This is a genomic window from Collinsella aerofaciens, from assembly GCF_028206795.1.
In the GTDB taxonomy this organism is placed as follows: domain Bacteria; phylum Actinomycetota; class Coriobacteriia; order Coriobacteriales; family Coriobacteriaceae; genus Collinsella; species Collinsella aerofaciens_AX.
The window spans coordinates 53,214-65,431 of record NZ_JAQLFJ010000003.1; the positions used below are offsets into that span (position 1 = coordinate 53,214).

10 protein-coding genes are annotated in these 12,218 nt (G+C 59.7%); 3 read left to right on the top strand and 7 right to left on the bottom strand.

Going from position 1 to position 12,218, the window contains the following annotated elements; all coding sequences use genetic code 11:
* Nucleotides 1-101 precede the first annotated feature (101 nt).
* The 5 genes from PMX70_RS02580 to PMX70_RS02600 form a co-directional block, all read right to left on the bottom strand.
* Nucleotides 102-1,022 carry a PTS system mannose/fructose/sorbose family transporter subunit IID gene (locus PMX70_RS02580; RefSeq protein WP_271739910.1) on the bottom strand — a complete coding sequence of 307 codons (921 nt, stop codon included), beginning with the start codon at nt 1,020-1,022 and terminating at the stop codon, nt 102-104.
* A 16-nt stretch (nt 1,023-1,038) separates the two neighbouring features.
* Nucleotides 1,039-1,857, bottom strand: a complete 819-nt coding sequence (locus tag PMX70_RS02585) for a PTS mannose/fructose/sorbose transporter subunit IIC (RefSeq protein WP_271739911.1) — start codon at nt 1,855-1,857, stop codon at nt 1,039-1,041.
* A gap of 18 nt (nt 1,858-1,875) precedes the next feature.
* A complete protein-coding gene (locus PMX70_RS02590; RefSeq protein ID WP_148332486.1) occupies nt 1,876-2,865 on the bottom strand; it encodes a PTS sugar transporter subunit IIB in 990 nt (329 codons plus the stop codon).
* A gap of 405 nt (nt 2,866-3,270) precedes the next feature.
* Nucleotides 3,271-3,699: a hydrogenase maturation nickel metallochaperone HypA gene (locus PMX70_RS02595; protein ID WP_271739912.1), complete on the bottom strand. Its 429-nt coding sequence runs from the start codon at nt 3,697-3,699 to the stop codon at nt 3,271-3,273.
* A gap of 32 nt (nt 3,700-3,731) precedes the next feature.
* The gene (locus PMX70_RS02600; RefSeq protein ID WP_271739913.1) at nt 3,732-6,509 is read right to left on the bottom strand and encodes an FAD-dependent oxidoreductase; all 2,778 of its coding nucleotides are present in this window, start codon (nt 6,507-6,509) and stop codon (nt 3,732-3,734) included.
* A gap of 188 nt (nt 6,510-6,697) precedes the next feature.
* On the opposite strand from PMX70_RS02600, the gene PMX70_RS02605 reads away from it, so the two are divergent.
* The 3 genes from PMX70_RS02605 (at nt 6,698) to PMX70_RS02615 (ending at nt 10,161) form a co-directional block, all read left to right on the top strand.
* Nucleotides 6,698-7,360 carry a TetR/AcrR family transcriptional regulator gene (locus tag PMX70_RS02605; RefSeq protein WP_138340865.1) on the top strand — a complete coding sequence of 221 codons (663 nt, stop codon included), beginning with the start codon at nt 6,698-6,700 and terminating at the stop codon, nt 7,358-7,360.
* A 63-nt stretch (nt 7,361-7,423) separates the two neighbouring features.
* Nucleotides 7,424-8,431 carry a DUF5692 family protein gene (locus tag PMX70_RS02610; protein ID WP_271739914.1) on the top strand — a complete coding sequence of 336 codons (1,008 nt, stop codon included), beginning with the start codon at nt 7,424-7,426 and terminating at the stop codon, nt 8,429-8,431.
* Between the two features lie 233 nt (nt 8,432-8,664).
* Complete coding sequence (locus PMX70_RS02615; protein WP_271739915.1) at nt 8,665-10,161, top strand: hypothetical protein; 1,497 nt, start codon at nt 8,665-8,667, stop codon at nt 10,159-10,161.
* 73 nt (nt 10,162-10,234) lie between these two features.
* Here the strand turns inward: PMX70_RS02615 and PMX70_RS02620 are convergent, their stop codons facing one another.
* Nucleotides 10,235-11,587 (bottom strand): ATP-binding protein, encoded by a 1,353-nt coding sequence (locus PMX70_RS02620; RefSeq protein WP_271739916.1) that lies wholly within the window; start codon nt 11,585-11,587, stop codon nt 10,235-10,237.
* A 321-nt stretch (nt 11,588-11,908) separates the two neighbouring features.
* On the bottom strand, nt 11,909-12,112 hold the full coding sequence (locus PMX70_RS02625; RefSeq protein WP_271739917.1) for a hypothetical protein: 204 nt from the start codon (nt 12,110-12,112) through the stop codon (nt 11,909-11,911).
* Between the last annotated feature and the right edge of the window lie 106 nt (nt 12,113-12,218).

A 12,218-nucleotide genomic window follows, 5' to 3' on the forward strand; every position in this document is an offset into this window, starting at 1 on the left:
AAAAACAATCGGACCGCATCCAGTGTACCCACCGGGTGCGGTCCGTTTCAATGGCTCAAAAGCCCTTGCCTAGCAACTCTCGGTCTTAAGCCGAAGCGTGCTTACATGAAGCCGCAGACGCGACCGATGATGCCGACGGCGAAGAGAGCCAGGATGATGACGATCGGGCTGACCTTCTTCTTGAGGAGCTTGCAGACCAGCAGGGTCAGGCACACAGCGGCAAGGCCGGGGATGAGCTGATCGAGGTTAGCCTGAAGCGTGGTGACCTTAACCTGATCAAGGGCGGTAGCACCGATGGAGTTGTACATCGTCAGCGCTTCCTTGACGCCCTCGGAGCCGGAGGGCAGGCTAGCCCAGTCGATAAAGGCGCCAGCAGACTGCGTGACCTTGGAGACGACCGGGGTGAAGGAGATGGACACCCAGCGCTCGACCAGGGCGCCGATGATGAACATACCCAGGATGGAAGCACCCTCGGTGACCTTGCCCATCAGACCGCCGGAGAGGTCCTTGGCGATGGAGGAGCCGACCTTGTAGCCAAACTCCTGCGTGTACCACAGGAAAGCGTAACGGATGATGTTCCACGCAAAGAAGAACAGCAGCGGACCGGCGATGCTACCGGACAGGGCCATGGAAGCGCCCAGAGCGCCCAAAATCGGGCGAAGGGTGAACCAGAAGGCGGGGTCGCCGACGCCGGCGAGCGGGCCCATCATACCGACCTTGACGCCCTGGATGGCGACGTCGTCGATCGGAGCACCGTTGGCGCGCTCCTCCTCGAGAGCGAGGGTAACGCCAATGACGGGGGCGGAAACATAGGGGTGGGTGTTATAGAACTCCAGGTGGCGCTTAAGAGCGGCAATCTGGTCATCCTTGCTGGTGTAGAGCTTCTTGATCGCAGGGATCATTGCGAAGCACCAGCCGCCGTTCTGCATACGCTCGTAGTTCCACGAGCCCTGAAGGAACTGATGACGGAAGCAAACCTTCTTGCGGTCAGCCTTGGTGAGCTGAATCTTGTTCTCTGCCATATGTATCACTCCCCTCCTACTCGTAATCGTTCAGAATGTCGCCGAGCGGGTCACCGGAGCCACCGCCCATGCCGCCACCCTGCTTGGCCAGATCCTTAAGGCCAAGGTAGATGAGGGCAAGGGAGATGCCGATGAGGCCAAGGGCGATCAGCGTGAGCTGAGGGATGGCAGCAAGGACAAAGCCGAGGATGAAGAACGGCCAGGTCTCCTTGGTGGCCATCATGTTGATGACCATGGCGTAACCGACGGAAGCGACCATGCCGCCGCCGACAGCCATGCCGCCGGACAGCCAGTCGGGCATAGCGTTAAGCGCGTTGGTAACAGCCTCGGCCGGGATGATGCACAGAAGTACTGCCGGGATGGCGATACGAAGGCCCTGCATAAGGATGGCAATGTACTGCCAACGCTCGATGCCGGCGAAGTCGCCCTTCTCGGCGCAACCGTCCATGGCGTGAGCGATAGCGGTAGCCAGGGTACGGCAGATCATGGTCAGGAACAGACCAGCGACCGACAGCGGGACAGCGACGGCGATAGCGGCGGTAACGGCCTTCGACGGATCGGTAGCGCCGCCGTTGAGGGCGAGCACCATGATGATCGAAGAGGCGACCGAGGCCAGAGCGGCGTCAGGCGCGACGGCGGCGCCGACGTTAGCCCAGCCAAGGGCCATCATCTGGAGCGAACCGCCCAGGAGGATGCCCTCCTGAAGGTGACCGGTTACGAGACCGATAAGCGTGCATGCCACGAGCGGCTGATGGAACTGGAACTCATCCAGAATGCCTTCCATACCGGCAAGCAACGCGACAATCGCAACAAGCAGAATAGTGATTGCAGACATGTATCGGACCCTCCTTTACTATGCTTGAGCGGCCAGTTCGGCCTTAGCTTTCTTCAACATGGCGTCGAGATCCTCGGAGGAATCCGAAGGAACCTTGCGGACCTCGAACTTGACGCCCTTGGCCTTGAGGGCCTCGAGAGTCTTGACGTCGTCATCGCCCATAGCGACGGCGTTGGTGACGACGACCTTGCCCTTGGAGTGAGCCATGGAACCGATGTTGACTTCCTTGATGTCGACGCCGGCCTCGATGGCCTTGAGCAGATCCTGCGGGTTCTCGAAGAGCAGCATGGCCTTGGTGTCACCAAAACGCGTGTCCTTGACGACCTCGGCCATCTTCTTGATGGGCACGACGTTGGCATGGACTCCCGGAGGGGCAGCCTGCTCGATCATCGTCTTGCGAAGCTCGTCGTGAGCAACGCCGTCGGAAACCACGATGATGCGGTTGGGGTTAATCTGCTTGGTCCACGTGGTGGCCACCTGACCATGCAGCAGACGGGTGTCGATACGGACGTGGGCAATCTTGATGTGCCCGTCGCCAATGACCGTTCCCGGAGGGATGGCGCCTGCAGGAGCAGCAGCGGCCGCAGCCGGCTTCTTCTCCTCGGGCTCCAGAGACTCGGGCTTGACGCGCACGCCAGCCTTAGCCTCAGTCACGAGATGTTTTGCGATCGCATGTGCAGTGTTCTTTGCATCAAAGCGCTGCGAATATGCCTCGATGAGCATAGGCAGGTTGACACCGGTGACGATAGCCCAGGAATCGTGGCCCTCGATGAGCCCGCTGATCTGGTTGAACGGCGTGCCGCCCCACAGATCAACGAGGAAGAGCACCTGCTCCTGGTCCTCGAAGGAAGCGACTGCTTCCTCGACCTTGGCACGGAAATCGTCGGGGCCCATGCTCGGCTCGAGCGAGACCACGGCAACAGACGGCTGATCGCCAAAGACCATCGAGCCCGTCTGCTTGATTCCAGCTGCCAAGTCCCCGTGGCTAGCAAGAACAATACTTACCATCACATAACCTCCTTTTTGTCTACGTATTTCCTACACGACATGAAAGGAGTATACCTGTTTGGATTGTGGAATTATAGCTAAATCCGCAAAAGGTTGGATTATTTGTTTAAACGTCTAGGTTTGTTACAAGTTGATTACGTTACTGCTTTTTGACTCATTACACGACAAGGCGTCGCTCATCAAGCTATGTATTTTATAGATACAAGCAAGCTGTTCATTAATATCGATATTAAGCAAGTGCGAATGTGCTCGTACTGTCACTATTTTGTTTAAACAGACATGGCTTGACTATTTTCGTGACTTATGGTCTATGAAACCACTCAAAATAGTTGCGGTGGAATAGTTCTTGTTTAAGAGCCAGAAGGCTGGATTTAGGAACTATTTCACCGCAACTTATAGGGAATCCTAGGCGATGTGGAGTGGGTTGGCGGCGTCGACGGCATCGGGGGCGTCGGAGAGGCCGTCAGGAGCAGCGTCTGCCGGATCCTCTTCGGGGGTCCCGATCTGTTTGATCATGACCTCTTGGCCCTGCAGCAGGTATGTCTCGCCGCTACCGCAATGGGGGCAGGTCTTGCCGTACTCGACCGTCGCGTAGTCGCAGCCGCACGCCTCGCAATGTGTCACGGCCTCGACGGGCTCCACGATAAGCTCCGCGCCCTGCGCGATAGGCTTTTTATCTGCTGCCCAGCGCCAAGCGTCGAGCAGCAAGTCGGGAACGACGCCCGAGACCTCGCCCAGCAGCAGCGTGACGCTCGAAACGCGACTCACGCCATTGGCGCGCGCCACATTCTCAATATCACGAATGATGTGATAGACGATTCCGAGCTCGTGCATTTATTTCCTTCCGCCGTTCCCGTTATGACTACTTACTTGCGACCGAACTTAATCTTGATGGCGCGCTTCAAAGCATACTTGCCGAGGCTTGGGAGCTTTTGCTCGTATTTGACCATCGTGGAGCACTCGGGGCGGTCGCGATCCAGATGGATGGCGTCGAACGCGCACTTGGTGGTGCACAGGCCGCAGCCGATGCACTTGTTAGGGTCGACGATCGAGGCGCCGCAGCCCAGGCAGCGGGCGGTCTCGGCGCGCACCTGCTCCTCGGTAAAGGTCTCAACATACTCGCTAAACGGCGCAGCCTTCTCGCGTTCGCGGTCCACGTGGGCAACCTCGCGGCTCGCGTTGTCGTAGCTCTCGAGCACAACGTCGTCGCGGTCGAGCGCGGTGTAGCGGCGCTGGTTGCGGCCGATGGTGAGCGTGGAGCCCGGCTGCACAAAGCGATGGATGGACACCGCGGCCTCGTGACCGGCGGCAATGGCGTCGATGGCAAAGCTCGGACCGGTGTAGACGTCGCCGCCTACAAAGATGTCGGGCTCGGCGGTCTGATAGGTCTGAGGATCGGCAAGGGCACCCTGGCCGCGGCCGAGCTCCACCTTGGAGCCAGCTAGCAAGTCGCCCCACACAATGGACTGGCCAATCGACATGACGACACGGTCGGCATCGACACGGCGCAGATCGTTCTCGTCGTACTCGGGCGCAAAACGGCCCTCGTCGTCAAAGACACGCGTGCAGCGCTTGAAGGTGATGCCGCACACACGACCGGCCTCGTCCAGGTGAACTTCCTTGGGGCCCCAACCGCAGCTGATGTGCGCGCCGTCCTCAACGGCCTCGCGACGCTCCTCCTCGCTGGCGGGCATCTGGGCCTCGCTCTCCAGGCAGAACATCTCAACGTGCTCGGAGCCCAGACGGCAGGCATTGCGCGCGACGTCGATAGCCACGTTGCCGCCGCCCACCACGATGGTGCGGCCGGGCAGCGCGTCGATCTTGCCACTGTTGACCTCGCGCAAAAAGTCGACGGCCACGGCCACGTCCTCGGCATCCTCACCCGGAATACCGGCGAGGCGGCCGCCTTGGCAGCCAATGGCAACATAAAAGGCCTTAAAGCCCTGCTCGCGCAGCTCGTCGAGCGTCACATCGCGACCGACCTCCACGCCATAGCGGAACTCGGCACCCATCAGGCGAATAACCTCGACTTCGGCCTCAATGACGTCCTTCTGCAGCTTAAAGCTGGGAATGCCGTAGGTGAGCATGCCGCCCGGGCGCTCGTTCTTCTCGAACACGACGGGCTTGTAGCCCTTCTCGGCCAGATAGAAGGCACAGGACAGACCGGCCGGGCCGGCACCGATGATGGCGATCTTCTGATCGAAGCCGCCAGCACGCGTCGGCGTCACCACAGGCGGGACGTAGCGGGTCGCGGCGTCCAGATCGCGCTGGGCGATAAACTTCTTGACCTCGTCGATGGCCACGGCCTCGTCCACGCGGCCGCGGGTGCAGGCATCCTCGCAGCGGCGATTGCACACACGGCCGCAGATAGCGGGCAGCGGGTTCTCGCGCTTGATGAGCGCCAGCGCCTCGTCATAGCGGCCCTGCGCTGCGAGCTTCAAGTAGCCCTGAACGGCAACGTGAGCGGGGCAGGCCGTCTTGCAGGGCGCGGTGCCGGACTCGTGCGTCTCGATGCGGTTGTCGTTGCGGTAGTTGGGCGACCACTTGGTATGATCCCACTTGGTGGCATCGGGCAGCTCCTGGCGCGGATACTCGGGCACCTGTCCGCCGGCCTTTTTGCTGCAGAGCTTCTGGCCCAGCTTGGCGGCGCCGGCCGGACATACCTCAACGCAGCGACCGCAGGCCACGCACTTGTCCTTCTCGACCTTGGCGACATAGGCCGAGCGCGACAGGTTGGGCGTGTTGAACAGCTGCGAGGTGCGCAGAGCGTAGCACACGTTGACGTTGCAGTTGCAGATGGCGAAGATCTTGTTCTCGCCGTCGATATTAGTGATCTGGTGCACAAAGCCGTTGTCCTCGGCCTGGCGCAAGATGTCGTAAACCTCGTCGCGGGTCACGTAATGGCCACGATCGGTCTCAACCACGTAGTCGGCCATATCGCCCACGGCGATGCACCAATCGGCCGGGTCGTCGGCGCAGCCCTCACCCATCACGCGACGGCTCGCGCGGCAGCTGCAGGTGCTGGCGGCATATTTGCCATCGTATTTGTCGAGCCAATGCTCGATATGCTCGATCGGCACCGAGGTGCTCGCGGCGTCGATGGCCTTCTCGACCGGAATGACGTGCATGCCGATGCCGGCGCCTCCGGGCGGCACCATCGGCGTGGCCTTGGACAGCGGTCCCTTGGACGCCTGCTCAAAGAACTTGGCATAGACCGGGTGCTCCTCGAGCTGGCTCACGCGCATGTTGAGGAACTCGGCAGAACCCGGCACCAGCATGGGCAACACCCATTGCTTGGCGCGCTCGGGGTTTTCCCAGTTGTACTCGAGCAGACCCGTGTAGCTCATGTCGTCGAGCATCTTCTCGATCTGGGTCTCGGGCATGCCGGTGAGCTTGGCCATCTCGGGCAGCGTATAGGGACGGCGCATCTTCATCTTGCAGAGCACTTCGGCCTGCTCGTCGGTCGCGGCCTCGGCAAACGACCAGTACTCGTAGCCCAACAGCTCGTCGCGATGCAGCAGACGGTTGGTGCAGTGCTCGCACAGCTTGACGATGGCCTCGCGCGGATGCTCCGGCAGCGGCGGCACGAACTCCGAACCGATGTCGGGCTCGGTGTAGCTAATCCCCGGTCCGTTGAGAATCATGGTTGTCCCTTCTCTTGCCACAGCCCGACGAAGCCGCAGCGCCCCTCTTTTTTTGCAGGCCGGGCATGCCCCATGCCGTTCACCCGCCATTGTTGACATTGTGTCAAAAATAGTATTGACGAACCGTCAACAATATTCAAGACTGTTAGGCGAACGGTCAGGCAAAAGAGGATGAAAGGCGGCAAAACATGGGCAACAACACAGCAGGTACCTCTGTGGTCGATGCCGTCCCCGCATCCGATAGCGCGGCAAAGCGCCTGACGGGCGACGAACGCCGTCGCGAGATCCTCGATGCCGTGCGCACCGTAAGCTCCGAGCTGGGCGTGTCCCACCTATCGGTATCGGCCGTGACCAAGCGAGCCGGCTGCACGCGTTCATTGTTCTACCACTACTTCGCCGACATGGACGCCGCCGTCACCGCTGTTATGGACGAGGCGATCGACGGCTTTATCTCCGAACTCGAGCGGTGGAACGCCGACCGCACCGTCGGTGATATCGAGGGCGCGCTCGACACCGTCGCCCCGCTCTTTAAGCGCCTGGTCGCCAGCGGCCACGAGCTGCCGAGCACGCTTACCTCGAGCAGCGGCGCGCTCTACGGCGGCTTTTTGCACAACGTGGTCCAGCGCGTGGCGCAGTATATCTGCGACACCACCGTAGTGGATTTTGTCGCCCATCATGAGCTACGCATCGACCATGTCTACGAGACGTTCTACACCCTCATCATGGGCCTTTTGATGTATATCCGCACGCACCCCGATGTGCCCGACGAAACGGTCAAGGAAATCATCGCCTCGACACTCCACATCGAGGGCTATACCGCCAAGTATCCGGAGCGCAAGCCCCAGAACTGACGACATTTGGCCAAACTGCCCGCGATCAGAAGAGGGGCCGCGGGCGTGTGAAAGGAGAGCAGCATGCTGTTCGATGTTTGGGGTAGCGACACCCTTATCCACTGGGCCGGCTGGGCCATGGTCTTTATCGGCCTGATCGTGCTCAACGAGGTCGGCCGCCACACCAAGCTCGGCGCGGCCATCATCTTTGGCGTGGCTCCGCTGGCCATGACCATCTACTGCGTCGCCATCGCCGTGGGCGTTTCGCAGGGTGCCGAGTGGGCGCTCACCAACCCCACCCATGTGTACCAGAACAGCTGGTTCCACTACGCCAAGGTATACGCGGCGCTCGCCGGCTGCTGGGGCTTCATTGCCATTAAGTACCAGTGGGGCAAGATCGGCAAGGCGCATTGGTTCCGCGCGTGGCCGTTTGTGATCGTCGCCATCAACATCATGATCGCCGTCGTGTCCGACTTCGAGAGCGCCTATCACTTCTTTGTCCTGGGCGAGTCCACCTGGGTCACCTCCGAGGGCGCCACGCAGCTGGCCGGCTGGAACAACGTGTTCAACGGCATCGCGGGCATCATCAACATCTTCTGCATGACCGGTTGGTGGAGCGTCTACGCCTCCGAGGATCAGACCGACATGCTGTGGCCCGATATGACCTGGGTCTACATTATCGCCTACGATATCTGGAACTTCTGCTACACCTACAACTGCCTGCCCACCCACTCCTGGTTCTGCGGCTTTGCGCTGCTGCTGGCGCCCACCGTCGCCGCCTTTATCTGGAACAAGGGCGGCTGGATCCAGAACCGCGCCTTTACGCTGGCCATTTGGTGCATGTTTGCCCAGGTGTTCCCGTACTTCCAGGAGGAGTCCATCTTTGTGACCCACTCCACACTCGACCCCGGCGCCGCTACCGCGGTCTCGATCGCCGCACTGGTCGCCAACGTCGCCGCGATCATCTACATCGCCTACCGTGCCAAGAAGCTCGGCCGCAATCCCTACAAGCAGGATGTCTTTGAGGGCACCAGCGATTGGGAGAAGGCTACCGCCCGCCGCGCCAAGGTTGATTACGCTCACGCCGAGTAACGCGCCTGACGCAGACATCGCTTGGGCGCGAAGCAGCATAGCCGGCTCCGCGCAACTCAACGCATTGCAGAGCCCCCGGAATGTGATTCGTTCGCGTTCCGGGGGCCTTTTGCTGCCGCGAGGATGCGGCCGAACGATGCGCTCGAGTTAAATCGGATCTTATATTTCGCACGCGCTTTATATGGCTCCATTTTTGGGTACAGTGTTGTCCCGATATTGAGCTTGGGGGATATATGAAAGATGAGACGATGGGCCAAGAGGATGCGGCCCAAGATGCAGAAGCTTGCGCTGAGGCCTTGGAGAGCTTAGACCGGATTTCACTTGATGAGATTGCGTTTGACGATTCGGGCGTTGATGTGCAGGATGAGTCGGAAGCCGAGGCGCAGTCCGATGATCAGGATGCAGACGACGTTGAGCCTGCCGAAGATGAGGCAGATCACGAAGACACCGAATGCGAGGCCGATGACCAGCCCGAATCCGACACGAGCGAGGAAACCATCTTGCTCGACAGCTTGCCGGCCGAAGATTCGCTGACCCGCGAGCTTCCCGGCCTGGGCTCCGCTCCTGCCGTGGACGAGACCATCGCCATGGGCGATATTCCCCTGCCGTCCGTTCCCTCGGCACGCGAGGCCGAGGTCCGCCATCGCAAGATGTCGCCCAAGCGCCGCAATCTGATGGTCGCCGGTGTCGTGGCCGTCGCGCTCGTCGCCGGCGGTGCAGGCTATGCTGCCTGGAACGGATATCAGCAAGAGCAGGCTGCCGTGCTTGCCGCAAACGCCCATACCATGATGTCGGTGCAGATTGGCGTGCATGCCGCGGGCCTCGACTGCTCAACTGGCTCCAAGATTCCCGTGCAGGTGAGCGGACAAGATTCCGACGGTTCTTCCGTGAGCGAAACGCTCTACGTTGACGAGCACGGCCGCGGCATCAAACTGCTGCCCGGCGATTACACGCTCTCCATCGCTGCCTCCCCCATCGCGGCCGACGGCACCATCTATACCGTCCCGACCACCAAGACGCAGGTCACCGTTAAGAGCGATGGACAGGATTTAAGTGCCCAGGCCACCTTTAAGCTCAAGGTGCCTTCGGCCGACACGGTGACTGACGACCAGATCGATGCCGCCGCCAAGTATGCCGAGGAGGGCGGTGCGAGCTCCGCCGCGGCTGCCAAAGTGCTCCAGCAGGCAGCAACCGCGCGGCGCGACGCCGCCGTCAATGCCGTGAGCGCGCAAAAGGCACAGGCGTCCCGTGATGCTGACGCTCGCCACAAGGCAACCGACCTCTACCAGCTCGATATTCCCGTCGAGTGGTACGGCAAGGTCGCAACTTGGCAAAACGGAAGCACGCTATGCATCTATCTGGGCGACGACGCCAATACGCCGCTCGTGACGCTCGTCGCGGTGCGCGAGGGCGAGAGCTTTACGCCCGATGAAGGCGATACGGTTTTGGGCGCGGCCAATCTAGGCAACGGTTATACCGTCTACGCCAGCGGCCCCGTCTATCCGTACGTGGTGCCCCAGACCATCAACGGACAGACGCAGAACCCCGTGTCAACCTACCCCATGGACACGGCCATTGAGCTTGTCGAGCTTACGACCGGCAACCGCTATACCTATAGCCAGATCAAGAACGTGCTGGTCGGCAAAGACGGCAAGGCCGACGCCGCCGCCAAACTCGAGACCGACTACCTCGCCCAGATTCTGATGCCGAGTATCAAAGCCCAGGACTAGCCTGGCGCAGCAAGGTGCTCCCCAACCGTGATGAGGGAGCCAGGAGGTCCTGACCCCACAGGTCCATAGATGATTAGGCAAGGAGCCACTTCCATGCGGGCACAACGTGGACCACACCGTGCTCGCATGAAATATCGGTCTGTTCATCCATGGTAACGATTGCCGACTCGCCAAGATCGAACTGGGCCATCGAGGCATCAAGCGCGGCAATTTCGCGCTCGCGCGTTTTCTCACGTGCCATATCCGCACTCACCTGAATCAGGCTATAAGCCCGCATGAGAAGCGCGTCCCCAGCCACAAAGTCCACCTCATGGCTTTTGCTCTTCTCTTTGATCAGCAGGCGGCAGACCGAGCCGGTCCTCACCGCGGGAGTCTTTCTTCTTAGCGCATTGAACACTGCGGTCTCGAGCCTCTGGCCCTGGTCCAATGCTGATGCGGGAGAGAATGCTCCAAACATCGCAGGGTCGACAGCGTAGACCTTAGACGCAGACCGCATGTTATTTGCCAGTGAACGCGTGAACTCCGGCACAGAAAATAACAGGTAGGCGTCCTCATAATACTCAAGTAAATCGCTGAGCGAATTACGACTGGCGGGTATCTGTCTGCTCTTGAACTCGTTGTACACTTTGTTCACTGACAGCTCTCGTCCCGAAGATGCCATACACCGCGTCAAGAACAGCGATGCCAGGCGAGGGTTCTTGACGTCGTAACGCTCAACGACGTCCATAGCGACCGTTCGCGAAGCATATTCCTGTAGCAGCTGAATCGCGTCTGTGGGCGTCTGCTCAAGTGTCGCGATGAATCCCCCTTGTTCAAGATACCCGATCAGATGATGTCGAAGCAGCGCTGCATCGCTCGGGGAAAAGGTCGCATCTGGCTCGAGAACGCTCCCCGTCTTATATCGAACGTATTCCGAAAAACTCAACGGAAAAAGCTCTCGCACAAGAGAACGACCCCTGAACTCGCTCTTAAGTTCTGAGGACAGCATCTTAGAAGAAGATCCCGTCACATAGACGGTCGCTTTCTCCGTATCGACTACACGCCGCAGAAACGCACCCCATTCGGGAATTTCCTGGATCTCGTCAAAGAAAATGTAAGCGCCCTCGGTTCGAGCAACAGGATACAGCGCATAGAACGTGTCGAGCACGTCCGCCAGCAGCGATGGCTCATACGGGCGCAAGCGCTCATCCTCAAAATTGAAGTAAAGCATCCGGTCAAGCTCGACGCCCCGGCTCTGAAGCCGCCGCATCTCCTGATACAGGCGATACGTCTTTCCACAACGGCGGGCCCCCACAATCACATTTACGATGTTGTCGCGCTTTGGCTCCTGTGGGTTTCCTAGATCAAGGTCTCGCTCAAAGACCTGCGGAACCCCCTGCTGTTCAAAGTCCTTTATTTTCTGGGCGATCAAGTCGTTGAATGCCATGATTCTCCAATCTTGCTCTCTAGCTAATCAAAATTATACCGATTCTTGATTAATTAGAGAGCAAGATTGTGTGTAGCTTGATTAACACTTAAGCAAGTTTTATCACCGATATTGCTCCGAAGGATATCGAGTGGCTAAGAGGACAACCGAGCTCGAATGCGACTCCCCGAGCAGTCAATTTGGGACGGGGCTTTTTTGACTACCCTCCCCCTGTAGAAAAATCCCTAACGCAGTTGCGGTGAAATAGGGCTGTTTTTGCTGGTCAAACCGCAAAACAGTCCCTATTTCACCGCAACTTATTGGTGGCCTTTTGGGTGGCACTTAGCGCCAGGGGTCGGCTTCGAACATCGGCTCGCGCTCGGGGCGGCGATCGCTGTAGGGATCGTAGCCGTCATCGTCCTCGTTCTCGGCACGGATGTAGGGGTCGCGCGGCTTGGGCGCCGGTTTGGGAGAAGCCTTCGGTGCGACCGCCGCGGCGGGCGCTGCCTCAGCAACCGGTGCGTGCGTCTTGTTCTCGTCTTTCATCTGCATATCTCCTTGCCATGTGCTCATGCTCAACATCATCGATTGTCGCACGAAAAAGGGCGGCGGACCCGATTGGATCCGCCGCCCTTGGCGTTTTGCGATGAGG